Origin of the sequence: Chitinibacter tainanensis DSM 15459, assembly GCF_000429785.1 — a bacterium.
Classification (GTDB): domain Bacteria; phylum Pseudomonadota; class Gammaproteobacteria; order Burkholderiales; family Chitinibacteraceae; genus Chitinibacter; species Chitinibacter tainanensis.
The window spans coordinates 135,359-159,166 of the sequence record NZ_AUCN01000019.1 but is presented as its reverse complement, the minus strand read 5'-3'; the positions used below and the strand labels follow the sequence as shown (position 1 = coordinate 159,166).

Sequence of the window (23,808 nt, the reverse complement as noted above, 5' to 3'; positions counted from 1 at the left end):
CTAGGAAAGACAATGAATTTTTCTGCCTGGTCGATTAAGAATCCGATTCCGGCCATTATGCTGTTTGTCCTGCTCTCGCTGGCCGGCTTGTATTCCTTCAAGCAAATGAAGGTACAGGATTTTCCGGACATCGAGCTGCCGATGGTGACGGTGACGGCGGTGCTGGATGGGGCCGCGCCGGCCCAGCTGGAAACCGAAGTTGCCCGTAAAATCGAAAACTCGGTCTCGGCGCTGCAGGGCGTGAAGCACGTGTACACCAGCATTACCGATTCGGTGGTGACGGTCACCGTGGAATTCGTGTTGGAAAAGAAAATCGGCGATGCCGTCGATGATGTGCGCGATGCGGTCTCGAATGTGCGCGGCGATTTGCCGGCCGATGTGAAAGACCCGGTGATTGGCAAAGTGGAGTTTTCCGGGGTGCCATTCCTGGTGTACACGATTGCCGACCCCAAGCTGGATGAAGAGCAGCTGTCATGGTTTGTTGATAACCAGATTTCCCGCGCGGTGCGCTCGGTGCCGGGCGTGGGCAGTGTGGAGCGTGTGGGTGGGGTTAACCGCGAGGTACGGGTAGAGCTCGATCCCGAGCGGATGGCGGCGCTGGGTGTGAGCAGCAGTGATATTTCCCGGCAACTGGCACGCACGCAAAAAGATGCCTCGGGTGGCCGGGTAGATCTGGGCGGCAGTGAACAAGCCTTGCGCACCATTGCCACCGTGCAAACGGCGGCCGAGCTTGCGCAGCTGGAGCTGCCGCTGGCCGATGGACGCCGTGTACGGTTGGAGCAAGTGGCGACAGTCACCGACACCATCGCCGAGCGCCGCACGATAGCCCAGCTCGATGGCAAACCCGTGGTTGGTTTTGAGATCACCCGCGCCCGGGGCGCCAGTGAAACAGAAGTCAAAGCGGCGGTACTGAAAGCGCTGAATAAACTGCAGGCCGAGCATCCAAGCCTGACCATTACCAATGCCTATGATATGGCCGAGCCGGTGCAGGAAGGCTTTGATGGCTCGATGCATCTCTTGTATGAAGGTGCGCTGCTGGCGGTGGTGGTGGTGTGGTTCTTCCTGCGCGATTGGCGCGCTACCTTGGTCTCGGCTGCGGCTTTGCCGTTGTCGGTGCTGCCCACTTTCATTGGCATGTATTTGATGGGCTTCACCCTCAATGTGGTGACGCTGCTGTCGTTAGCGCTGGTGGTCGGGATTTTGGTCGACGATGCGATTGTGGAAATCGAAAACATCGTACGCCACCTGCGCATGGGGAAATCACCCTATCAGGCGGCGATGGAAGCAGCCGACGAGATCGGGCTGGCGGTGATTGCCACTACCTTTGCCCTGATTGCGGTGTTCCTGCCCACGGCGTTTATGAGCGGGATTCCCGGTAAATTCTTCGTCTCTTTTGGCTGGACTGCCGCGCTGGCGGTATTTGCCTCGCTGGTGGTGGCGCGTTTGCTCACGCCGATGATGGCGGCCTATATCCTCAAGCCGCTGGTGGGGGAGGAAAAAGAAGGCCGGCTGATGCAGAAGTATCTGCGCTGGGCCGATTGGTGTTTGCGCCATCGCAAACTCACGGCGCTGTTCTCGGTACTGTTTTTCGTGGGCTCGCTGGCCTTGGTGCCGCTGTTGCCGAAAGGTTTTGTGCCAGCCGACGATCGCTCGCAAACGCTGGTAAAAATCGAGCTGCCACCTGGCGCTACGCTGCAGGAAACCTTTGCGCTGGCCGAACAGGCGCGCGCGATTGTTGGCAAAATGCCGGAAGTCACGCAGGTGTATACCGCCGTGGGCGGCGGTAAAGCCGGGGGTGACCCATTTGCGGCCGGTCAATCGAGCGTGACCAAAGCCAATCTGACTCTGACGCTGAAACCGCGCACTGAGCGCAGCCGGACCAAAACCGAGCTGGAAAAAGATTTGCGGGTCGCTCTGCAGGTCATTCCTGGCGCGCGGGTGACGGTGGGCCTAGGGCAAAACGGCGAAAAACTGCAGATGATCATCAAATCGGATGATCCGGAAGCCCTTGCGCAAGCCACGGCCAATGTGGAAAAAGACCTGCGCACCTTGCCGGGCATTGGCGCGGTGATTTCCAGCGCGAGCCTGGTGCGGCCAGAGCTGATTATCCGGCCCGATATGGCTAAAGCGGCCGAGATGGGCGTGACCGGGCTGGCGATTGCCGATACGGTGCGGGTGGCGACGGTGGGCGATTTTGACAATGCCCTGCCGAAGCTTAATCTGCCGGAGCGGCAGATTCCGGTGGTAGTGCGCTTGCCGGATGCCTTCCGCACCGATCTGGAAGCCATCAAGCGCTTGCGTGTGCCTTCAAGCAATGGTGGCGAGGTGATGCTGGGGCAGGTGGCGAGCGTTGAGATCACCAGCGGGCCGAGCGTGATCACCCGCTTTGATCGCGGCCGCAATGTGCAGTTTGATGTGGAACTGAATGGCCGTCCGCTCGGTGAGGTGAGCGCCGAGGCCGATCAGCTGCCGGCCTTTAAAAATCTACCGGCAGGGGTATCGCGCCAGGCCTTTGGCGATGCCGAGGAAATGGGCAAGCTGTTTGCGAGCTTTGGCCTGGCCATGCTGACCGGTGTGCTGTGTATCTACATGGTGCTGGTGCTGCTGTTCCGCGACTTTATGCAGCCGGTAACGATTTTGGCGGCTTTGCCTTTGTCGATTGGTGGCGCCTTTGTGGCGTTGCTGGTGGCCAATAGTGCGTTTGCCATGCCATCGTTGATTGGCCTGATCATGCTGATGGGGATTGCAACCAAGAACTCGATCTTGCTGGTGGAATATGCGATTGTCGCGCGGCGCCAAGGCATGACCCGCTTTGAGGCGCTGATTGATGCCTGCCACAAACGGGCCCGACCGATTGTGATGACCACCATCGCCATGGGCGCCGGGATGTTGCCGATTGCGATTGGTTGGGGGGTAGACCCAAGTTTCCGCGCGCCGATGGCGATTGCGGTAATTGGGGGGCTGATTACTTCGACTTTCCTGTCCTTGCTGGTGATCCCGGTGGTGTTTACCTTTGTGGATGACCTGGTGCAGTGGGTAGCCAAAAAGCGCGGTAAACCTGCGGTGGTATAAGTCTTAAGCCGGTAGCTCAAAGAAAAAGGCCATGCATTGCATGGCCTTTTTGCTTCGGCGGGGGGCTTTATTTGCGCGCCAATGCCAGCATGCCACCGACCGCAAAAAAGGCCGCGCCACAGCCGCGGTTGAAGGCGCGAATGCGGCCCCCCCCTTGTAGCCAGCTTGCCATGCGGTTGCCGCCCCAGGCATAAGCAATTTGCCAGCTGATTTCGATCACAAAAAACGAAGCCAGCAAAATGGCCCATTGCGGCCCTTGCGGGAGTTTCAGATCAATAAACTGCGGCAAGAATGCGCCGGCAAACAAAATGGCCTTGGGGTTGGAGAGCGCCACCGCGAGGCCAGTCTGAAATCGCGCTTTGGTACTATTGGCGTTCGCATCCGGAAGGCGTAGGGTGTCGCCTGCTTGCCAGCATTGAATGCCCAGATAAACCAGATATAAAGCACCAACTACTTTTAATACGGTGAAGAGGGTGACCGAAGCAGCTAAAATCGCTCCCACCCCAACGGCCGAGAGCCCAATCAGAATACTTAGCCCCGTAATGGCGCCGGCCATGGTGGCTAAGGTGGCTTGCCACCCATAACGCACGCCGTGGCTAAGCATCAGCAGCATATTCGGGCCCGGCGTGGCAGAAATAAACAGGGTGGTGGCGAGAAAGGCGAGCCAGAGATTGAAATTCATGGGAATTGCCGTCGCGAAGAAGTCGGCCTACCTTTGTACACCATCTACGCGCTGCTGAAAAGTTAGGCAATGCGGGCGCTGAAGCGCAGGCGATTTGCCACGTCGGTGTGGCAATGCTTGCAATCGGGGCGCATTGTCATAAAAATATTGAATATTCAAGCGGCTAGCCAGCGTACCGTTTCCAGAGAAGAATAAGTGTCACAACAACGCCTTCATCAGCAAGCCGAAGATTCCGGCTCCTCTTTTGCCCGTATCCGCAAAGTGCTGGTGGTGCTATCGCTCTGCGTCTGTCTGATCGCCTTGGCGATTCTTAGCCATTCGATCTGGCGCAGCCGGCAGGAAACGCTGGCTAAAGCCGAGCAGGAAATGTTGCTGCTGGCGCGGGCACTGGAAGAGCATGTGGGCCGCACGATGGAAGGCACCTTGTTTGCGTTAAATGCCATCGGGCATGACGATGTGTTTCGCAGCTGCCTGAGTGCACATGATGATGCCTGTTTGCATGCCTATATGCAGCGCACAGTTGAGCGCTATCCACAGCTCAATACGATTGCCGTGGCGTATCCGAATGGCGATTTGGCTGCCAGCAATCTGCAATATCCGCTGAGCCCGCGTAATCTCTCGACTGTGAGTTATGTGCGGGTACTGCGCAGCCGGCCGCAACTGCCATATTTTATTGGCGAGCAGCAATTAGACCCCACCGGTAAGCAGGAAACTCTGCCCTTTGTCACACCGGTGCAAAATAAAGACATGCCCACCATGGCATTGCTGATCGCCGGTTTGAACCCCGATTACTACCAGCAGTTTTACGACAGCATCAATCTGAATCGCGAGCTGGTGATTCGGGTATTCCGCGAAGACGGGATTTCTTTGCTGCGCTTTCCGCAGGCGGTGCAGGAAGTCGGGCGAGATATTTCGCAGTTTGGCTTTTTTGACAAAGTATTTCGCGAAGCACCCAGTGGGGTATTTCAGGAAACCAGCAAAAGCGACAACCTGACCCGCGTCTATGGCTGGCGGCGTGTACAGGGCTGGCCACTTGGGGTGTCGGTCGGAATTGATCGTGAGCTGGTGCTGGCGCAGTGGCGGCAGGAAACGCTGGTGAATGTAGCGATTGCCTTGCTCCTGCTGCTCTCCGGGGGCGGTTTGCTCTTGTATGTATTGCAGCAATTACGCCGGCTGGAGCGCACCGAAGACACGCTGTTCTTAACCAAAGTAGCGGTGGAGAATGGCGCAGATATGGCCATCTGGCTCGATCCGCAAGGCCATGTGCGTTATGTGAATGCCACCAGTTGCAAACGACTGGGTTATAGCGAAGCCGATCTGATGTCGATGCGCTTTCGCGATCTGCACCCGGATTTCAAAGCCGATACGTGGCCAAAATTCTGGCAAAAACTGCGGCATCACCGGCATTTGTTTGATGAAATTACGCTGCGCACCCGCACGGGTGAAGAGTTTCCGAGTGAAATGCACTCGAACTACATCCTGTTTCAGGGGCAGGAATACAACTGCGCGGTAGTGCGGGATATTTCCGAGCGCCGGATGGCCGAAGAGGCCATCGGTAAATCCGAGCAGCAACTACGCCTGGCTTTGGAAGCCTCTAGTACGGGCCTATTTGATATGCCGCTGGATGGCCGCCGCACTGCGGTCACTAGCCCGGAATACGATCGCCTGCTTGGCTATCAGCCGGGCGAGTTGATCGAAACGTTTGAGAAATGGAAAGAGCAGCTGCATCCTACTGATCGTGAGCAAGCGGTATCTGCGTATCGAGATTACTACGTGGGCAATTCGGCGCAGTTTGCAGTTGAATTTCGCCGGCGCAGTAAAACCGGCGACTATCGCTGGTATCAGACGCGCGGGCGCTTTGTGGATTTTGATTCGCGGGGTAAACCCAGCCGGCTGATCGGCACCATGACTGACATTACTGAGCGGAAAGAGGCGCAAGATCGAATTACCGAGCTGGCTAATTTCGATACGGTGACTGGGCTGGCTAACCGCAATCTGTTGCGCGATGAGTTACGCCTCGCGCTGGCCTCGGCCGAGCGTTATAAACGCAAGCTGGCGCTCCTCTTTCTGGATCTGGATCGCTTTAAAACCATTAACGATTCCTTGGGCCATGCTGCGGGCGATATGGTGCTGGCGCAGGTGGCTTCGCGCCTACGCAGTGTGGTGGGCAAGCAAGATATCCTCTCGCGGCTAGGCGGGGATGAATTCGTCATTGTGCTGGCAGATCTGCCCAATGCCTTGGTGGCAGGGGATATCGCCGAGCGAATTTTGGGCTGTTTTAGCGAGCCATTTGTATTGGAAGCCGGTAATTTTGCGACCTCCACCTCGATCGGGATTAGTGTGTATCCGGATGACGGGCAGGATGCAGATGAGCTGATTAAAAACGCCGACGTGGCGATGTATCAAGCCAAGAGCAATGGCCGTAACAATTATCAGTTTTTTACCGCGGATATGAATGCACGGGCTTCCGAGCGCCTCAGCCTCGAAACCAGTATGCGCGATGCGCTCAGCCGCGGTGAGTTCGAGGTGTTTTTCCAGCCGCAAGTGGGCTTGGATTCGGGGCGGGTGATTGGTGCCGAGGCGCTGATACGATGGAATCACCCCACGCAGGGCCTGATTTCGCCAGCCAAATTTATCCCGATTGCCGAAGAGTCGCGCATGATTGTGCCGCTGGGCAACTGGATTTTGCGCCGCTCGTGTGAGCTCGCTGCGCAGTGGCAGCGCGAAGGGCTGCCGCCGTTTACCGTGGCGGTGAACCTATCACCTCTGCAATTGCATCAGGCCAATTTACTTGAGCTGATTCAAGATGCGCTGGATTCGGCGGGGCTGGACCCGAAATACCTCGAGCTGGAAGTGACCGAGTCGGTGGTGATGCAGGAAGTCGAGCATGTGATGGCCATGCTGCATGGCATTAAGCGCTTGGGCGTGAAATTATCGCTGGATGATTTCGGTACGGGGTATTCCAGCCTGTCATACCTCAAGCGCTTTGCCTTTAATAAGCTAAAGGTTGATCAGAGCTTTGTGCGTGATATCACGAGCGACCCGAATGATGCGGCGATTGTGCTGGCGATTATTGGCTTGGGCAAAACGCTGGGTATGTCGGTGCTGGCTGAAGGGGTGGAAACCGAGGCGCAGCTGGAATTCCTGCGCCGGGCGCAGACTGATTCGATTCAGGGTTATCTGTTTAGCCGGCCACTGGCGGCTGGCGAGTTTCGCAATTTGATTGCGGCGCAAAAAGAACTGCCGCTGCCGGTGCTGCAGGCGATCGACATGCAGCGTTGAGTCGGCCCTTTGCCGCACCCATAAAAAAGCCCCGCACTGCGGGGCTTTGCTTTTACTGCCTTGCTTATTCGTCGTTGGCTTTGAGCTCTTCGACCAGCGCCACATAGTTTTGCATGGCGGTGTCGCTGCTGGTACCGGCCAGTTTGCTCCAGGCATCGTATTTGGCTTGGGCTACAAACTGGATCGCTGACGGGCGATCACCGCTGACATCGCCTTCGGTGGCTTGCTTGTACAGCGCGTACAGCTTGAGTTTGGTTTGCACATCGGGGGCTTCGTTGAGTTCCACCACTTCTTTCTGGGCCACGGCAAAGCGCTGGGCGAGATCGGACATGCTTGAGCTCCGTATTAAAACGATCGTTTAAAAACTGCTTTGTAGTATAGGCAGGATTGCCTACGCTTGCCAAGCCTTGGCCGCGCTCCGGCTGGAAGCTTGGCCGGACAGCCGCAGGTAAACGCGGTAAAATCAAGGCCATCCAAGCTAAGTGCAGAAGAGGGCAAGCGATGACGGTGGCGACATTGCCAGCGCAGCTGGCGTATCTGAATGGCCGCTTTGCGCCATTGAATGAGCTGCAGGTTTCGGTGCTGGACCGCGGGTTTTTATTTGGCGATGGCGTGTACGAGATGATTCCGGTCTACTCGCGCTGCATTTTCCGCTTGGCCGAGCATATCCGGCGCCTTGGGCGTAGCCTGGCGGCAGTGGGGATTAGCAACCCGCATAGCGAAGCTGAGTGGCAGCAGCTACTCACTCAGCTGATGGCCCAGCAAGATTTTGCCGACCAAAGCCTGTATGTGCAGGTCACTCGGGGCGTTGCGTATCCGCGCAATCATGCTTTTCCGCAGCCCGCAGTGGCGCCAACGGTGTTGGCCTTTAGTGATCCGCTGGAATTACCGCCCGCTAGCCAGTATCAGCAAGGTGTGCATGCGCTGACGGTGCGCGATATTCGCTGGTTGCGCTGCGATATCAAAGCCTTGTCGCTCTTGGCCAATGTCTTGGCCAAGCAGCAGGCGGTGGATGCCCGCTGCGCGGAGGCGATTATGCTGCGCGATGGCTCGCTGATTGAAGGTGCGGCCAGCAATATTTTTCTGGTGAAAGATGGGGTACTGCTGGCGCCGCCAACCGGCGAATTGATGCTGGCCGGCATTACCTATGAGCTGGTGCTGGAGCTGGCGCAACAGTATGGCCTGCCGCTCGCGGTGCGGCCTTTGAGTGAAGCCGAGCTGCGCGAGGCGGACGAGGTCTGGCTGACTTCGTCATCGAAAGAGATTCTGCCGATCGTCAAAATTGATGATCAGCCAGTAGGAAATGGCCGACCCGGCCCCATTTATCAGACCATGTTGTCTGTTTACCAATCGTATAAAGCCACGGTAATGCGCCGTGGCGAGCAAGTGTGAGAGTAATTGAATGGCATTGATCGATATTCCCAGCCAGAAGCTGGAAGACCTGGTGACCTTTCCGGCGCTGATTCCGGTGAAAGCGGTCAGCCAGAAAAACCTGGCTGAGGCCGATTTTCGTGCGGCAGTCTTGCTGGTAACGCAAACCCATGTGCCGGCCTTTCAGGATGAGCACATCAGTATGCGCGCCTCCAGCGCCGGCAGCTATTTTTCGGCCACGCTGATGGTGACCTTTGATAGCGTTGAGCAGGTGTATGCGCTGGATAGCGCCTTGCGCGCTCACCCGCTGGTATTGCGGGTTTTGTAATGCAGCTGGCTGAAACACTCCTGCAGGGTATGGCGCTGCCGGCTAGTATTGTTGATGGCTACGTCGATATACCCCTTGAGCCATTCCCGCATGTGCTGCGGGTGCGCAGCCTTGGGCTGGTGGATTACGCGCCGACCTGGCAGGCCATGCAGCAATTTACCGCGCAGCGCAATGCCGATACGCTGGATGAATTATGGCTACTGGAACACCCGCCCGTGTTCACACAGGGCCAAGCGGGCAAGGCCGAGCATATTCTCGCTAGCAGCGAGATTCCGGTGGTGCAGATTGATCGCGGCGGGCAAGTGACTTACCACGGCCCGGGGCAATTGGTGGCGTATTTGCTGCTGGATTTGCGCCGCTACAAGCTCGGTGTACGCGAGCTGGTGCGCAAGCTGGAAAACAGCGTGATCGGCGTATTGGCCGAGTATGCCATTCAGGCTTATGGCAAGGTCGATGCGCCCGGCGTGTATGTAGAGCGCCCGGCCAGCGCCTTGCAGGCCGCGCATGAGGCTAAAATCGCGAGCCTAGGGCTACGCATTCGCAATGGCGCGTGCTATCACGGTCTGGCCTTGAATGTGAGCCTAGATCTGGCGCCGTTTGGCTTGATTAACCCTTGCGGCTATCAAGGCTTGCAGGTCACGCGCATGGCCGACTACGGGATAGACGAGACACCCGCGACTTTAGCCGTTAAAATGGCAAACCAGATCGCGCAGCAGTTGAAAGTTGCCAGTTAAATCAATGCTTTAACCGTACAGTTTGTGCGGTTATCGGGAACACCATGACAGACACCACCAAAGCGCCGAGCAAAGAAGTCGGCGTCAAGCTCAAGGGCGAAGCCAAAACGGCCCGCATTCCGATCAAGGTGATCCAGCCGGAAACCAAACTGAAAAAGCCGGAATGGATTCGGGTGCAAGCGGCCAGCCACAATAGCCGCTTCTATGAAATTAAAGACATTTTGCGTAGCCAAAAGCTGCACACGGTGTGTGAAGAAGCCTCATGCCCGAATATCGGCGAATGTTTCGGCAAGGGCACTGCCACCTTCATGATCATGGGCGACATCTGTACGCGGCGTTGTCCATTCTGTGATGTGGGCCATGGTCGCCCCAATCCGCTGGACGTGAATGAGCCGCAGCATCTGGCCGAAACCATTGCTGCCCTGAAGCTGAAATACGTGGTGATTACCTCGGTGGATCGGGATGATCTGCGCGACGGCGGTGCGGCGCATTTTGTGGAATGCATCCAGAAAACCCGCGAGCTGAGCCCCGAGACGCAAATCGAAGTGCTGGTGCCGGATTTCCGCGGCCGGATGGACATTGCGCTGGATATCTTCCAGCAGGCGTTGCCCGACGTGATGAACCATAATCTGGAAACCGCCCCGCGCCTTTATAAACAAGCGCGCCCGGGCTCGGATTACCAGCATTCGCTGGATTTGCTGAAAGAGTTCAAGCGTCTGTATCCGCATATCAACACCAAATCCGGCATTATGGTGGGCTTGGGCGAGACGGATGAAGAAGTCTACCAAGTGATGGAAGACATGCGCGCGCACAATATTGACATGATCACCATCGGCCAGTATCTGCAGCCATCCAACGGCCACTTGCCGGTGCTGCGCTATGTGCACCCTGACCAATTCAAAGCCTTTGAAACCCGCGCTTACGAGCTAGGCTTTAAACATGCGGCGGTGGGCGCGATGGTTCGCAGCTCTTACCACGCGGATCAACAGGCGCATAACGCCGGCTTGTAAACGCCGGCGCAGTTCAGATGTGAACAAAACGGGGCTTAGCCCCGTTTTTTATTGGTATTGCCCTGTAAACAAACAATAATATAGCGTTGCGGTTGATACAGGGAGTAGGTATATGAGTAGCTTACCCAAACACCAGCTGACCATGACGGTGCTGATGACGCCGGATATGGCCAATTTTTCCGGCAAGGTGCACGGTGGCGCCTTGCTCAAGCAGCTGGATCAGGTGGCCTATGCCTGCGCCAGCCGCTACGCCGGCGCATACGCTGTCACCTTGTCGGTTGATCAGGTCACCTTCAAGCAGCCGATTTTTGTCGGTGAATTGGTGCATTTCATGGCTAGCGTCAACTACACCGGCCGCACCTCGATGGAAATCGGCATTCGCGTGGTGGCGGAAAACATCCGCGCGCAAACCCAGCGCCATACCAATAGTTGCTACTTCACCATGGTAGCGATGAGCGAAGAAGGCACACCGCTGGAAATCGAGCCGCTGATCGCGAGCAATGAGCAGGAAGTCATCCGTTGGGTGGAGGCCGAAGCGCGCCGCAATCAGCGGCTGCAACAGCGCTAGCCAGATTAGCCTGGCTGCGCGGCAGACTTACAGGCCGTTCTGTAGCTCGAAGCGATGGCGCGTAAATAGCTGGCGGATGGCGGGGTTGCTGTGGGTGAGGCCCATTTGCAGCGCCGTGGCCACCCATGTGCCGCGTTGGCTTTGCTTGGTGAGCTGTAGCAGCAGGGTTTCACTGCTGCGGTAATGGTTGGTTTGCAGGGCATGCATCAGTGCAGTTTGGCCTTGCAGATCGGCCAGCTGCAAATCTGCGCCTGCCTCGAGCAACAGCCGAATCACCGCATGCTGGCCACGGGTGGCCGCTTGCATCAGCGGGGTCATGCCATTTTTGGTTTGGCTATTAAGTTGCGCGCCATGCTCCAGCAGCAGGCTCATGGCTTGCAAATGGCCTTCGGCGGCGGCCCAGTGCAGGGCGGTAAAGCCGCCATCATCCTGCGCTTCGGTATTGGCGCTGCGCGAGAGCAGCAAACCCACGAGCGGTAAATGATCGAGGGTGGCCGCCCAGATCAGCGCGGTTTTACCAAGCTCATCACGGCTCTCGATTTCCACGCCCGATTTCAGCAGCACCAAAGCGCGTAGCGTATTGCCGGTTTCTACCGCATGAAAAAACTCTTTGCGGGTGCTGATGCGGTCGTCGTTGCTTTGGTCGTAATCGATATCAACGATGTGATCCCAAGCTTGTTCGGGCTCGGGCTCTTCGGGCGGGAATTGCTGCTGATGCAACCGTTGCAGGGCGAACAGCTCGGAGGCGACTTCGGGCGGGAAGCCTTGGCGGTCACCGCGTTCATCCACTGCCAGCTCGGCAATATAGGCTTCCAGCTGCTCGCTCCCCCAATACAACAGCACCTGCTCCAGGATCCGCGGATAGCAGTTTTCCAGCTGGTGGGGATAAAAGTCGGCATTGGGGCCTAGTAGGCTGACGATCGCCGGATGCAAGATGACATACTCATACGCGGTTGGGAAGAATGACTGTACCGGCTGTAAGGTTTTCCTTCAAGTGAAATTCTGCGCATAAAAAAACGCCACTGCACGGGCAGTGGCGTTTTCGCGCGAGGCGCAGGCGATTACATCATGCCGCCCATGCCACCCATGCCGCCCATATCAGGCATTGCAGGTGCGTCGTCTTTTGGCAGTTCAGCTACCATGCAGTCAGTGGTCAGCAGCAGACCTGCTACTGAAGCCGCGTGTTGCAGGGCTGAGCGAGTAACTTTAGCTGGATCCAGTACACCCATCTCAACCATATCGCCGTATTCGCCAGAAGCCGCGTTGTAACCGAAGTTACCTTTGCCTTCCAGTACTTTCGCTACGACTACGCTTGGCTCGTCGCCGGCGTTTTGTACGATCTGGCGCAGTGGGGCTTCGATCGCACGCAGTACGATCTTGATACCTGCGTCTTGATCAGCGTTAGCGCCTTTCAGTTCGGCGATGGTAGAGCGTGCACGCAGCAGCGCAACGCCACCACCAGCTACGATGCCTTCTTCAACTGCGGCGCGAGTCGCGTGCAACGCGTCTTCAACGCGGGCTTTCTTCTCTTTCATTTCCACTTCAGTGGCTGCGCCCACCTTGATCACTGCTACACCGCCAGCCAGTTTGGCTACGCGCTCTTGCAGTTTTTCACGATCGTAATCGCTGGTTGATTCTTCCACTTGTTTGCGGATAGTTGCTACGCGTGCTTTGATCGCGTCTTCAGCGCCAGCGCCGTCGATGATGGTGGTGTTTTCTTTCGCCACTTCGATGCGTTTGGCTTGACCCAGCAGTGACAGATCCGCTTTTTCCAGGCTCAGACCCACTTCTTCGGCGATCACAGTACCGCCAGTCAGAATCGCGATGTCTTCCAGCATGGCTTTACGACGGTCACCAAAGCCTGGGGCTTTCACGGCAACGGTTTTCAGGATGCCGCGGATGTTGTTCACCACCAGTGTGGCCAGTGCTTCGCCATCAACGTCTTCGGCGATGATCAGCAGAGGACGGCCAGCTTTAGCGACTTGTTCCAGAACTGGCAGCAGATCGCGGATGTTGCTGATTTTCTTATCAAACAGCAGCACGAATGGGTTATCCAGTGCGGCGATTTGTTTGTCTGGGTTGTTGATGAAGTACGGTGACAGGTAGCCGCGGTCAAACTGCATACCTTCAACTACGTCCAGCTCGTCTTCCAGACCTGAGCCGTCTTCAACGGTGATCACGCCTTCTTTACCTACTTTGTCCATTGCCGCAGCGATTTTCTCGCCGATCACAACGTCAGAGTTGGCAGAGATCGAACCAACTTGGGCGATTTCTTTGCTAGTGGTGCATGGTTTAGCGATGGTTTTCAGCTCAGCCACCAAGGTTGAAACGGCTTTGTCGATACCGCGTTTCAGATCCATTGGGTTCATGCCGGCGGCAACGTATTTCATGCCTTCTTGCACGATGGCTTGAGCCAATACGGTTGCTGTCGTCGTGCCGTCACCGGCGATGTCAGAAGTTTTAGACGCCACTTCTTTCACCATCTGCGCGCCCATGTTTTCGAACTTGTCTTTCAGTTCGATTTCTTTGGCAACCGATACACCGTCTTTGGTGATAGTTGGGGCGCCGAATGAGCGCTCCAGTACCACGTTACGGCCTTTCGGGCCCAGAGTTACTTTAACGGCATTGGCCAGTACGTTAACGCCGTTAACCATTTTTGCGCGTGCGCTATCACCAAACAGAACTTCTTTAGCAGCCATGTTATTTCTCCAAATTCTTCAGTTCACTGGATACGGCCATGGGCCGATCCCTTAACAAAGTTAAAGCCGGGCTTAGTCTACGATGGCGAAGATGTCTTCTTCGCGCAGTACGGTCAGTTCTTCGCCGTCGATTTTCACGGTTTGGCCGCTGTATTTGCCTAGAATCACTTTGTCACCCACTTTGACGGTCAGGGCACGTACTTCGCCGTTTTCCAGCACTTTGCCTGAGCCAACTGCGACCACTTCACCCATATCTGGTTTTTCAGTCGCGCTGCCTGGCAGAACGATGCCAGAAGCAGTTTTCTCTTCGGCTTCAACGCGCTTGATCACAACACGGTCGTGTAATGGACGGATTTTCATGGTGTTAAAACTCCTGAGTAGGACAGTCAAATTACAGTTGTCTGGTTAGCGGAGTGAGCGCTTAGCACTCGCCCCGTTTGAGTGCTAAATGGTAGGGACGCCGAGGCGGTTTTTCAAGAGCCTGCGTGAAAAATTTCTCGGCTTGTCATGCTCGCGGCACAAGGGTGGAGGTTGGTGCAGCAATGCGGGAAATGCTATGGGGGTATAAGCCGGTAGGCTTTGATCTAAATGAGTTTGAGTGAAATACAGGGTGGGGTATTGAGGCGCAGAAAAGCAAAAAGCCCTGATCGCAGGATCAGGGCTTTGAATTTTGGCGGAAGCGCAGAGATTCGAACTCTGGGGGGACTCACATCCCCGACGGTTTTCAAGACCGCTGCCTTAAACCACTCAGCCACGCTTCCGTCTTGGAGTGAATAAAAAAGCCCCGAACATGTCAGAGCTGATTTATCACGATACTTCAAAAGAACTGGCGGAAGCGCAGAGATTCGAACTCTGGGGGGACTCACATCCCCGACGGTTTTCAAGACCGCTGCCTTAAACCACTCAGCCACGCTTCCGTTCTTGAAGTGGGACGCATATTAGCAAGGTTTTACCGGCTTGTCTCGTCTTTTTTGCAAAAAAACGAAATTTTTATAGTTTCTCCAAGACGGCAAAGTTGGCCAGTGAGGCGTTGGCGGTGTGTTCCAGCGCCGGCGAGAGGCGAATGCGGTAGGTTTTACCCTGTGCGGCTAGGCGAAATTCGCGGTTGTCGGCAAAAAACGCCTGCGGCAACACCAGAAAGCGATGCTGGTTGATCGCGGTGTTCTCGGGCGAATACACGCCTTGGAAGCTGCGATTGCCCAAGAGTGGCGTCAGCTCCACCACGATTGGGGTTTGCGACACGGTTTCAATGCCCACATGCACCTGGCCATCACCATTGCGGGTGATGCGGCGCACGATGCCGACCGCCACCGGGCTCATGCCCACGCCATCCATGCCGACGATCTCGCCCACTTGCAAGGGCTCATCGCGTTCAGTCTGGTAAGTAGCGCCTAGGCCAGTGGCGCTTTCGTTTTCAATCGTCCAACGCTCAACCTTGCCGCTTGCAGGCTGGCCGCGCAAATGCGTAATCACATCATCCAGCCCACGGGTGACATTGATGGATTTTTGCGTGCTACGCCGCTCGGATTTGCGTACCGGAGCGGGGGTGTCACGTGACCATAAATTGATCAGTAGCTGCATCAGATCCAGATTGGCCGGTGAGCCCGATTCTTCTGGCAGGCCCAGTTGCTGGGCGGTTTCGCCCTGATTGAGCTTTTCGATGGTTTCCTTGATATGCAAAACCAGCGTTTCGGTAAACCAGTAGCGCCAGTTTTCACCCACCATATCGCGGCGTAGCCGTTTGGGTGGGGTGGAGCCCGCAACGTTAATTGCAAACAGCTGGCGATTGGGTTTGATCTGGGTTTCCAGATCGAGGCGGCTTGCCCAGCGATGTAGCCATTGGCTCACTAATTCGATCTGGGCCGGCTGCATTTTTTCCGGGTGTGCCAGCGCCAGCATCAGCAAAATCATGTATTCGCGGCGAATGTCGGTGATTTCGCTTTCGGGATAGGGTTGCAGCGGGGTGGTGGCAAAGCCTTGCTGTTCGGCATATAGATACAGCCGATTGATATTGCGCCAGGTGCGGCTATCGACTTCCATATAGCGCAGCAGCGCCCAGCGGGCTTGCTCAACAAAATACATCAGGCCGCGCAGGGTGAAGATTTGCAGCTCTTTTTCCATGCCGCGCGGCACGCCCTGGCTGGCTTGCTTCACGCAATAGCGATAAGCGTCGCCCATGTCGTTCCAGAAAGCGAGCAGGGTAGGCAGCACTTGTTTGGGCTTGGCGCCATCATCCAGCGCTTTGCCCTGATAGATTTCTACCAGATGGTTTTGCAGCGAGCGGGCTTTTTCGTCCAGATAGGGGACCGTCTTGAAACGCTCTTTAGCGCTGATTTTGGCGTTGCCATTGAGTTGCTTCAGGGCTTTTACGATTTCGATTTGCGCTTGCAGGATGTCACTTTCCGGAAGCTCCTGCATCATGATGGTGGCGGACTTAAGATTGTGTACGCCTTCCTGCTCGCGTTTGCCAAACAGGGCACCAATCAGACTTTTGAAGTCAAACATGGTTGTTTCCTGAACTATGTCTTTTGAATATTTTGTTGTGCTGCAACGATAACTGGGCGGCCTGCCAGCGGCAAGTGCCGGCTTCGGTTTGCACCCAGAACGGCGCTGTGCGGCGTATCTTCTGTGACACAGTGCACATTTTGCCTTGATTATGGATCATTGTAATTAGAAAAAACGTTGGTGTGCGCTGTGATAAAATGGCGTATTTTCAGCCCCTTGCCGCTATCCGCGACGATGCTGGGCGCAGTATTCACTTTCCCACAGGGAACACGATTCAATGATTAGTTCTAATGGCATTACGATGCAGTTTGGCGCCAAGCCACTGTTCGAAAAAGTCTCGGTAAAATTTGGTGATGGCAACCGCTACGGTCTGATCGGTGCCAACGGTTGCGGTAAATCGACCTTTATGAAAATCCTCGGTGGCGATCTGGAGCCAAGCGCGGGCAATGTGTCGCTGGAGCCGGGCGTGCGGCTGGGTAAACTGAAACAGGATCAGTTTGCCTATGAAGATCAGCGCGTGATCGATGTGGTGATGCAAGGGCACGTTGAGCTGTGGGCCGCGATTGCCGAGCGGGATGCCATTTACGCGAATCTCGAAGCGACCGAAGACGACTATATGCGCGCAGCCGAGCTGGAAGGCAAAGTGGCCGAATATGATGGCTACACCGCCGAAGCGCGCGCGGGAGCTTTGTTGTTGGGTGTGGGGATTCCGACCGAGCAGCATTTTGGCCCGATGTCCGAAGTTGCCCCGGGCTGGAAGCTGCGGGTGTTGCTGGCGCAGGCGCTGTTCTCTAACCCGGACGTGCTGCTGCTCGATGAGCCAACCAATAACTTGGATATCAACACCATTCGCTGGCTGGAACACACGCTGAATGAGCGCGATTCCACCATGATTATCATCTCCCACGATCGTCACTTCTTGAATCAGGTGTGTACACACATTGCCGACGTGGATTACGGCAATATCCAGATTTATCCGGGCAATTACGACGACTATATGCTGGCCTCTACGCAGGCCCGCGAGCGGATGTTGGCCGATAACAGCAAGGCCAAAGAGCGCGTGGCCGAGTTGCAAGCCTTTGCCCAGCGTTTTGCCGCCAATAAATCGAAAAGCCGCCAAGCGACCAGCCGTTTGAAACTGGCCGACAAGATCAAAGAAGGCATGGTGGAAGTCAAACCGTCTTCACGGCAAAACCCGTATATCCGCTTTGATATGGACGACAAGCAAAAGCTGCACCGTCAGGCCTTCGAGCTGGCCGGTTTGTCCAAATCATTTGATAAACCGCTGATTCAAAGCCTGGACTTCATCTTTGAGGCCGGCCAGAAACTGGCGGTTATCGGTGGTAACGGGGTGGGTAAATCAACGCTGATGAAAATGCTGGTGGGCGTATTGCCACCCGATGCTGGTAGCGTGAAATGGGCTGAAAAAGCCGAGCCGGGTTATTTCGCGCAGGATCACGAAGAAGATTTCGCCGAAGACATCACCTTGTTTGACTGGATGAAGCAATGGGGCCAGCCGGGGGATGATGATCAGGTGATCCGCGGGATTCTCGGTCGCTTGCTGTTTAGCGGCGACGATGTGAAAAAATCGGTGAAAGTGCTGTCGGGTGGGGAAAAGGGCCGCATGTTGTACGGCAAACTGATCCTGCAAAAACCCAATGTACTGGTCATGGACGAGCCGACCAACCACATGGACATGGAGTCGATCGAGTCGCTGAATATGGCGCTGGAGCTCTACAAAGGCACGCTGATCTTCGTTTCACACGACCGGCAGTTTGTGTCATCGCTGGCCACGCAGATTCTGGAGCTCAATGGCGATGGTAGCTACACGCATTTCTTGGGTGGCTACGAAGACTATCTGGCCAGCCGCGGTTTGGAATAAACCCAACAGCAGCTTTAAGCGCAAAACCCGGTGCAAGCCGGGTTTTTTATTGCCCGCGGTAGGTGGATTGCAGGCAGGGTTGCACAGCGAGATAAGAAAAAACCGAGCCTAAGCTCGGTTTTTCGTGGGGTATTGCCTGCAAGGCTAGATCAAGATTGCCTTGGCGGGCGATACGGTCGCTAGTATCTTATTTGCGACGGAAGTGACCACCTGCTGGTGGGCCACCACGCTCGTCTTTGTGACGGAAAGTGACGCGGCCTTTGGTCAGATCGTAGGGCGACATTTCCACGGTCACACGGTCACCAGCGATAATACGGATATGATTCTGGCGGATCTTGCCGGAAGCATAGGCGGTGATCTCAATGCCATTGGTTAGGGTCACGCGGAAGCGGGTGTCCGGGTAAACCTCGGCCACAACACCTTCCATCTCTACTACATCTTCTTTTGACATGCTTTATTCCAGTAAGGCTGACGCCGATCTGTTTGAGCGCCATTTTTTCAAAATAAGGGCGAACTATACAGGTTTTTGCCGAAAAATGCGCCATTTTTTACGATGTACGGCGCGTAACCATATGTATTTAAGCTTGATTCGCCACAGTTCTCCTCAGTAAGCTTCTGCTTTTGCCGTTTGCAGGATCATCGTCATGTTGGCTCGCCTTTTGCCACTCTCTGCCAGCGTGTTGCTGGCCGCTTGTGCGACTACTTCGCCCCAGCCCGCCGCCAGTGTGGCGCCCAGCCCGACCCCGGCGCTGACTACCCCAAGCCCAATCCCGACGCCAACGGCAAGTCCGAGCCCCAGCCCTAGTCCGGTGATGAGCGCCACCCCCGCGCCCACCGTAAAACCCACCCCCAAACCTAGCTTGAGCGAGGCCCAAGCGCGTGCGCTGCTCAATCAGCTGTTGCCGCCTAAAATCGCCGATCGGGCGGGCTGGAATGATGACATTCTGGATGCGTTTACTGCGCTGAAAGTGGCCTACACGCCAGAGAATTTCTGCGCGATGGCGGCGGTGATCGAGCAGGAATCGAGCTGGCAGGGCGATCCGGTGGTGCCGGGCTTGCCCAAAATCGTCTGGAAAGCGATTGAAGAGCGGGCCGGCAAATATCGCATTCCTTTGCTGGCCGTGCAAACTGCGCTGCTCAAGCCATCGCCGACGGGCCAAAGCTACAAAGCGCGGATTGATAATCTGCGCACCGAGCGGGAAATGAATGATCTCTTTGAAGATCTGGCGGCCGAAGCGCAAAGCCTGAAATTACCGCTGAATATGAAAAATCCGATCCGTACCGGTGGGCCGATGCAGGTGAGTATCGAGTTTGCACAGCAACACACCCAGGTGTGGCCTTATCCGTATTCGCGCAAGGGCAGTGTACGCAGCGAAGTCTTTACCCGTCGCGGTGGGGTGTATTTCGGCGCAGCCATTCTGCTGCAATACCCGGCGCCCTATACCGAGATGGTGTATCGCTTCGCCGATTTTAATGCCGGGCGCTACGCCAGTCGCAATGCGGCATTCCAAGCCGTAGTCGGCAAGCTTAGTGGCCGCGAATTGGTATTGGATGGGGATTTACTCACCTATCGCGATGGCAATCCGGTGGGCACCAGTAGCACTCAGTCGGCCTTGTATATCTTGGCTGGCGCGCTAGGGCTCAGTCGCGCGGAGATTGATCGCGATCTGAAGCAGGAAAAATTGCTGGGTCTGAGCAATAGCCCCCTGTATCAACGGGTATATGCGCTGGCGGAAAAAAATGGCCAGAAATATCCGCGCGCCAGCATGCCGCAGATTGACCTGAAAAGCCCGAAAATCACCCGCAAACTCACGACGGAATGGTTTGCTAATCGGGTGAACTGGCGGTATGGCCTGTGCCTGGAGCGCTTGAAGTAAACCGTCGCCAGCGCAGCGAGGTAGCTGCGTTTGCGCTGCTTGGCACCCTTATTTATAATTTGGATAAATTATTTCCAATTTATAGAAGGCCTTGAAATGAAGTTTACCCTCCGCCAGTTGGAAGTGTTTGTCGCTGTAGGGCAGGGCGAGAGTGTGTCGCGGGCTGCCGAGCAACTGAAACTCTCGCAATCGGCGACCAGCACCGCGCTGGCCGAGTTGGAGCGGCAGTATGAAATCCGTCTGTTTGATCGCGTGGGTAAACGCTTGCAGCTCAATGAACTGGGCGCACAACTGCTGCCACGCGCGATTGAGCTCTTGGATCGCGCGCAGAGTGTGGATGCCATGCTGGCGGGGCAAGTGGGCCTAGGGCCTTTGCGGGTGGGCGCTTCGCTGACCATTGGCAATTATCTGGCGACCTTGCTTATTGGGGATTTTATGCGCCAGCACCCCGGGAGCCGGGTGAGCTTGGCGGTGCACAATACCGCCACCATCGTGCAGCAAGTGGCGCATTTTGAGCTGGATTTGGGCTTGATTGAGGGCGATTGCCAGCATCCGGATTTGCTGGTGACCCCGTGGGTGCCGGATGAGTTGGTGGTCTTTGCCGCGCCGGAGCACCCGCTGGCCCAGCAAGCGCAGGTGAGTTTCGAAGACCTAGTGGGCGCGGCTTGGATTGTGCGCGAGCTGGGTTCCGGTACACGGCAGACGTTTGAATTTGCCATGCGCCATGCGCTTTCTCGGCTAGATATCCGGCTGGAACTCGAGCACACCGAAGCGATTAAGCGTGCGGTTGAGTCGGGTTTGGGGATTGGGTGCATTTCCCGCCTGGCGCTAAAAGATGCTTTCCGCCGGGGGAGCTTGGTGCCGCTGGCAGTGGAAGGACTCGACTTGGCGCGGCGTTTTCACTTTGTGGCGCATAAGCAGAAATATCAAACGCCGAGCATGGCCGCGTTTATGGCGCTGTGTCAGCAATTTACGGCGAATGCGCATAGTACCGACGAAATCCAAATGCCGCACATTCGCTAGGGTATTGCCCTGCGATGCCTGTGTTGATTTGATTTTGGGGTAATACATGGCTAGGTATATCGCATTGCTCATAAACAAAAACCCGCTAGTTGGCGGGTTTTTGTTTGGCTGTGCTGCGGCTTAGTGAATGCCGCCGCTTTGCTGGTAGCGACGCTCAAGGTGGTTTACCCCAGCGGCCAGCAACAAAGTCATAATCAGATACAGGAAGGAAATCGTTAGATACGGCTCCCAATAGCGCGAATATGCCCCAGCGACGGTACGCGCGGCGTAGGCGAGCTCGGCTAGGCCAATGGCCGAGACCAGCGAGCTGTCTTTCAGCAGCATAATCGCTTCGTTGCCCAGCGGCGGCAGCATACGGCGGAAGGCTTGCGGCACGATGATAAAGCGCATCGTTTGGCCGTAGGTCATCCCCAGCGAGCGGGCCGCTTCAAATTGGCCTTTGGCAATCGATTGAATGCCCGCACGGAAAATCTCGGTAATGTAGGCGCCGGCATTCAGTGTGAGGGCCACCAGGCCAGAGAGAAATGCACCATAGTCCTGACGCAAAGTACTGGCGAGTTCGCCTTGTAGCAGCAGGCCACTATCGGGGTGTACCAGTACCGGCATTACCGCAAAATGCGTGAGCAAGATCTGCACAAATAGTGGTGTGCCACGGAAAAAAGTGACGTACGCGGCCGCTGGCCAGCGCAGCAGAAACTTCACCGGGTATTTCCACGGGCCATGCTTCACCTCCGCCAGGCGCGCCATGCCGGCAAACAGCCCGATCAGGGTGCCGAGCACCACGGCCACAAGGGTGATCCCCAGCGTCATTTTGACGCCATCGATGAACAGGTCGCGGTATTCCCAGACCATCTGCAGCTGGAAATGCTGCAACAGCGGTACTGTGTGTTGTACCTGTTCCCAAAATTGAATGAAGTCCATAGTCTTACCAATTACGCGCGAACAGAGACGACAAAGCACAACCGAAGTTGCGCTTTGTCGGGCTGGCGCTGAGCCGTGGGCTAAACCAGCGGCTTATTTGCCGAAGTATTGCTTGTAGATTTTGTCGTAAGTGCCGTCAGCTTTGATGGCGGCCAGACCTTTGTTGATCTGCTCCAGCAAGGCTTTGTTGCCCTTTTTCACGGCAATGCCGTAGTACTCTTTGGCGAAGCTGGCATCATCGATGGTGCGCAGTTTGCCTTTGCCGTTGTTGGCAATGAAGTTAACCACGACGCCATTGTCGGCGATCACGGCATCAACACCACCGCTTTGCAGCTCTTGAATAGCCAGCGGAGTTGATTCAAAGCGTTTGATGTTTGGGCTGGTTTTACCGAGCAGCTTTTGGGCTGCTTCATCACCAGTTGTACCAGTCTGAACACCGATCTTTTTGCCTTTCAGATCAGCCAGTTTGTTGATTTTGCTGCTGTTGTTGACCGCAATCAGCTGCTTGGCTTCGAAGTAGGGCTCCGAAAAATCCATGGTCTGTTTGCGTTCAGGGGTGATGGTTACTGCAGAGATGACAATGTCGCGGTCGCCGTTGTTCAGCGAAGCAAAAATGCCTTCCCAAGGGGTGTTGATAAATTTCACCTGAAAACCGCCTTTGGCAGCGATGGCTTTCAGTACTTCGATATCAAAGCCGACGATCTCTTTTTTCTCGTTTTGCGATTCAAAAGGAGCGTATGCAGCATCGGTGCCCACTTGGTAAGTTTTGGCTGCTTGAGCTGAGGTGTTGAACATCAGACCGGCGAGTAAAGCCGTGGCTAGAAAAGTAAAACTTTTGCGCATTGTTGTCGTCTCCTGCAGGTCGAAAAAAGGGGCAGGAAGGCACACACGAGGTTTGCCAATCTCTGCCCCGATGCTAGTAAGGTTTGCCGAATCCGATAATCAGGTGTTTCCCTATTTCGTCGGCAGACTTGCCCAGCATTTTACGCTGAGAAGTCGCTCAGGCAATTAATTCTTCCAGCCCGCTCGACAATTCGTCGATTTCAATCAGTTTTTCTTGCAACTCGGCGGGGTTTAGCCCGGCAATCGCGAGGCTATCAGCCGGCAGGGCCGCCGCGATTTCTTCTTGGCTAGCATCATTGGCCTGTTGGCGGGCAATTATTTTTGCCAAATGCAGGGTGGCTGTGAGTTTGTCGGTCGGCTCTTGCGCCGCGGGGGCATTTTGGTATTTCAGCGCTTGCTGAATGGCAGGTGGGAAATTCCAGCGCCGCGCCAGCTCTTCGCCGACCATGACGTAATCGAAGCCAATATTATTGCCTTCGAGCGCAACACGATCAGCACCATTTTCTACGAACTGATCGATTTTAACCGCCAGCTCAGGGGCTACGATATGAATCAGCATTTCACCAATGTTATGAATCATGCCGGCGGTGAAAGCCACTTCGCCATTGATCTTGGCGGGTTTCGCCAGCCATTTGGCCAGCGTGGCCACTTGCAGGCTGCTGCGCCAGAATTTTTTACGATCAAAACCGGGGGTGGCAACAAAAGCGCCGGTAATGCCGGATGCCACCACCAAGGTGCGCACGGTGTTAAAACCCAGTACGACCACAGCTTCCTGCACCGAGCCAATCTGGCGGCTAGCACCAAAATGGGCTGAGTTGGCTAAGCGCAGCACTTTGGCAGTGATGACTTGATCTAGAGAAATCTTTTTGGCAATCGTATCGATATCAATGTCGTCGTTGCTGAAACTATCGATTAATTCCTGCACGACTTTTGGAATGGTGGGCAGTTTATGGGTTTGCTCGAACACTTCTTCCAATTTCATGGCGACACTCCCGTGGCTTTGTTTTTATC

20 protein-coding genes and 2 tRNA genes are annotated in these 23,808 nt (G+C 55.6%); 10 read left to right on the top strand and 12 right to left on the bottom strand.

Annotation, left to right across the window (positions count from 1 at the left end):
* Positions 1–12: 12 nt before the first annotated feature.
* Positions 13–3,072 carry an efflux RND transporter permease subunit gene (locus tag G482_RS0108235; protein ID WP_028449641.1) on the top strand — a complete coding sequence of 1,020 codons (3,060 nt, stop codon included), beginning with the start codon at positions 13–15 and terminating at the stop codon, positions 3,070–3,072.
* A gap of 67 nt (positions 3,073–3,139) precedes the next feature.
* Here G482_RS0108235 and G482_RS0108230 read toward each other — a convergent pair whose 3' ends face one another.
* Entirely contained in the window at positions 3,140–3,754 is a 615-nt protein-coding gene (locus tag G482_RS0108230) for a LysE family translocator (protein WP_028449640.1), read from the bottom strand.
* A 195-nt stretch (positions 3,755–3,949) separates the two neighbouring features.
* Here G482_RS0108230 and G482_RS19535 point away from each other — a divergent pair, with 195 nt between their 5' ends.
* Positions 3,950–7,036 (top strand): bifunctional diguanylate cyclase/phosphodiesterase, encoded by a 3,087-nt coding sequence (locus tag G482_RS19535; RefSeq protein ID WP_051258843.1) that lies wholly within the window; start codon positions 3,950–3,952, stop codon positions 7,034–7,036.
* 64 nt (positions 7,037–7,100) lie between these two features.
* Here the strand turns inward: G482_RS19535 and G482_RS0108220 are convergent, their stop codons facing one another.
* Complete coding sequence (locus G482_RS0108220) at positions 7,101–7,367, bottom strand: acyl-CoA-binding protein (protein WP_028449639.1); 267 nt, start codon at positions 7,365–7,367, stop codon at positions 7,101–7,103.
* Positions 7,368–7,537: 170 nt separating this feature from the next.
* Between G482_RS0108220 and G482_RS0108215 the strand changes: the two genes are divergently transcribed.
* The 5 genes from G482_RS0108215 (at position 7,538) to G482_RS0108195 (ending at position 11,047) form a co-directional block, all read left to right on the top strand.
* Positions 7,538–8,428 (top strand): D-amino acid aminotransferase, encoded by an 891-nt coding sequence (locus tag G482_RS0108215; protein ID WP_034619278.1) that lies wholly within the window; start codon positions 7,538–7,540, stop codon positions 8,426–8,428.
* Positions 8,429–8,438: 10 nt separating this feature from the next.
* Entirely contained in the window at positions 8,439–8,735 is a 297-nt protein-coding gene (locus G482_RS0108210; RefSeq protein ID WP_034619277.1) for a YbeD family protein, read from the top strand.
* Positions 8,736–8,830: 95 nt separating this feature from the next.
* Complete coding sequence (gene lipB / locus G482_RS0108205; protein WP_211227596.1) at positions 8,831–9,469, top strand: lipoyl(octanoyl) transferase LipB; 639 nt, start codon at positions 8,831–8,833, stop codon at positions 9,467–9,469.
* Positions 9,470–9,513: 44 nt separating this feature from the next.
* A complete protein-coding gene (gene lipA / locus G482_RS0108200; protein ID WP_028449635.1) occupies positions 9,514–10,479 on the top strand; it encodes a lipoyl synthase in 966 nt (321 codons plus the stop codon).
* A 112-nt stretch (positions 10,480–10,591) separates the two neighbouring features.
* Positions 10,592–11,047 (top strand): acyl-CoA thioesterase, encoded by a 456-nt coding sequence (locus G482_RS0108195; RefSeq protein WP_028449634.1) that lies wholly within the window; start codon positions 10,592–10,594, stop codon positions 11,045–11,047.
* 27 nt (positions 11,048–11,074) lie between these two features.
* Here G482_RS0108195 and G482_RS19530 read toward each other — a convergent pair whose 3' ends face one another.
* The 6 genes from G482_RS19530 to G482_RS0108165 form a co-directional block, all read right to left on the bottom strand.
* Entirely contained in the window at positions 11,075–11,980 is a 906-nt protein-coding gene (locus G482_RS19530) for an ankyrin repeat domain-containing protein (protein ID WP_051258842.1), read from the bottom strand.
* 128 nt (positions 11,981–12,108) lie between these two features.
* A complete protein-coding gene (groL, locus tag G482_RS0108185; RefSeq protein WP_028449633.1) occupies positions 12,109–13,746 on the bottom strand; it encodes a chaperonin GroEL in 1,638 nt (545 codons plus the stop codon).
* A gap of 72 nt (positions 13,747–13,818) precedes the next feature.
* The gene (gene groES, locus G482_RS0108180; RefSeq protein ID WP_028449632.1) at positions 13,819–14,106 is read right to left on the bottom strand and encodes a co-chaperone GroES; all 288 of its coding nucleotides are present in this window, start codon (positions 14,104–14,106) and stop codon (positions 13,819–13,821) included.
* Positions 14,107–14,417: 311 nt separating this feature from the next.
* A tRNA-Ser gene (locus G482_RS0108175) sits at positions 14,418–14,507 on the bottom strand.
* Positions 14,508–14,573: 66 nt separating this feature from the next.
* Positions 14,574–14,663 (bottom strand) — tRNA-Ser (locus tag G482_RS0108170).
* Between the two features lie 73 nt (positions 14,664–14,736).
* A complete protein-coding gene (locus tag G482_RS0108165; RefSeq protein ID WP_028449631.1) occupies positions 14,737–16,251 on the bottom strand; it encodes a cyclic-di-GMP receptor FimW-related protein in 1,515 nt (504 codons plus the stop codon).
* A gap of 277 nt (positions 16,252–16,528) precedes the next feature.
* On the opposite strand from G482_RS0108165, the gene G482_RS0108160 reads away from it, so the two are divergent.
* Positions 16,529–18,133, top strand: a complete 1,605-nt coding sequence (locus G482_RS0108160) for an ABC-F family ATPase (protein ID WP_028449630.1) — start codon at positions 16,529–16,531, stop codon at positions 18,131–18,133.
* A 187-nt stretch (positions 18,134–18,320) separates the two neighbouring features.
* Here the strand turns inward: G482_RS0108160 and infA are convergent, their stop codons facing one another.
* Positions 18,321–18,584, bottom strand: a complete 264-nt coding sequence (gene infA, locus G482_RS0108155; protein WP_028449629.1) for a translation initiation factor IF-1 — start codon at positions 18,582–18,584, stop codon at positions 18,321–18,323.
* A gap of 193 nt (positions 18,585–18,777) precedes the next feature.
* Between infA and G482_RS0108150 the strand changes: the two genes are divergently transcribed.
* Positions 18,778–20,010 (top strand): DUF1615 domain-containing protein, encoded by a 1,233-nt coding sequence (locus G482_RS0108150; RefSeq protein ID WP_028449628.1) that lies wholly within the window; start codon positions 18,778–18,780, stop codon positions 20,008–20,010.
* 96 nt (positions 20,011–20,106) lie between these two features.
* Positions 20,107–21,033 carry a LysR family transcriptional regulator gene (locus G482_RS0108145; protein WP_028449627.1) on the top strand — a complete coding sequence of 309 codons (927 nt, stop codon included), beginning with the start codon at positions 20,107–20,109 and terminating at the stop codon, positions 21,031–21,033.
* A gap of 120 nt (positions 21,034–21,153) precedes the next feature.
* On the opposite strand, the gene G482_RS0108140 is transcribed toward G482_RS0108145, so the two are convergent.
* The 3 genes from G482_RS0108140 to G482_RS0108130 all read right to left on the bottom strand — a co-directional run bounded on the left by G482_RS0108140 (position 21,154) and on the right by G482_RS0108130 (position 23,779).
* Complete coding sequence (locus G482_RS0108140) at positions 21,154–21,954, bottom strand: amino acid ABC transporter permease (RefSeq protein ID WP_051258841.1); 801 nt, start codon at positions 21,952–21,954, stop codon at positions 21,154–21,156.
* A 93-nt stretch (positions 21,955–22,047) separates the two neighbouring features.
* Positions 22,048–22,749, bottom strand: coding sequence for a basic amino acid ABC transporter substrate-binding protein (locus G482_RS0108135; RefSeq protein ID WP_052190440.1), 702 nt, complete (start codon positions 22,747–22,749; stop codon positions 22,048–22,050).
* A 205-nt stretch (positions 22,750–22,954) separates the two neighbouring features.
* On the bottom strand, positions 22,955–23,779 hold the full coding sequence (locus G482_RS0108130) for an HDOD domain-containing protein (RefSeq protein ID WP_028449624.1): 825 nt from the start codon (positions 23,777–23,779) through the stop codon (positions 22,955–22,957).
* Positions 23,780–23,808: the final 29 nt, after the last annotated feature.

Excerpts from the sequence above, each read along its gene's own strand:
- G482_RS0108235 (WP_028449641.1), top strand. The coding sequence starts at position 13 with ATGAATTTTTCTGCCTGGTCGATTAAGAATCCGATTCCGGCCATTATG.
- G482_RS0108230 (WP_028449640.1), bottom strand. The coding sequence starts at position 3,754 with ATGAATTTCAATCTCTGGCTCGCCTTTCTCGCCACCACCCTGTTTATT.
- G482_RS0108220 (WP_028449639.1), bottom strand. The coding sequence starts at position 7,367 with ATGTCCGATCTCGCCCAGCGCTTTGCCGTGGCCCAGAAAGAAGTGGTG.
- G482_RS0108215 (WP_034619278.1), top strand. The coding sequence starts at position 7,538 with ATGACGGTGGCGACATTGCCAGCGCAGCTGGCGTATCTGAATGGCCGC.
- G482_RS0108210 (WP_034619277.1), top strand. The coding sequence starts at position 8,439 with ATGGCATTGATCGATATTCCCAGCCAGAAGCTGGAAGACCTGGTGACC.
- lipA (WP_028449635.1), top strand. The coding sequence starts at position 9,514 with ATGACAGACACCACCAAAGCGCCGAGCAAAGAAGTCGGCGTCAAGCTC.
- G482_RS0108195 (WP_028449634.1), top strand. The coding sequence starts at position 10,592 with ATGAGTAGCTTACCCAAACACCAGCTGACCATGACGGTGCTGATGACG.
- groL (WP_028449633.1), bottom strand. The coding sequence starts at position 13,746 with ATGGCTGCTAAAGAAGTTCTGTTTGGTGATAGCGCACGCGCAAAAATG.
- groES (WP_028449632.1), bottom strand. The coding sequence starts at position 14,106 with ATGAAAATCCGTCCATTACACGACCGTGTTGTGATCAAGCGCGTTGAA.
- G482_RS0108165 (WP_028449631.1), bottom strand. The coding sequence starts at position 16,251 with ATGTTTGACTTCAAAAGTCTGATTGGTGCCCTGTTTGGCAAACGCGAG.
- G482_RS0108160 (WP_028449630.1), top strand. The coding sequence starts at position 16,529 with ATGATTAGTTCTAATGGCATTACGATGCAGTTTGGCGCCAAGCCACTG.
- infA (WP_028449629.1), bottom strand. The coding sequence starts at position 18,584 with ATGTCAAAAGAAGATGTAGTAGAGATGGAAGGTGTTGTGGCCGAGGTT.
- G482_RS0108150 (WP_028449628.1), top strand. The coding sequence starts at position 18,778 with ATGTTGGCTCGCCTTTTGCCACTCTCTGCCAGCGTGTTGCTGGCCGCT.
- G482_RS0108145 (WP_028449627.1), top strand. The coding sequence starts at position 20,107 with ATGAAGTTTACCCTCCGCCAGTTGGAAGTGTTTGTCGCTGTAGGGCAG.
- G482_RS0108140 (WP_051258841.1), bottom strand. The coding sequence starts at position 21,954 with ATGGACTTCATTCAATTTTGGGAACAGGTACAACACACAGTACCGCTG.
- G482_RS0108135 (WP_052190440.1), bottom strand. The coding sequence starts at position 22,749 with ATGTTCAACACCTCAGCTCAAGCAGCCAAAACTTACCAAGTGGGCACC.
- G482_RS0108130 (WP_028449624.1), bottom strand. The coding sequence starts at position 23,779 with ATGAAATTGGAAGAAGTGTTCGAGCAAACCCATAAACTGCCCACCATT.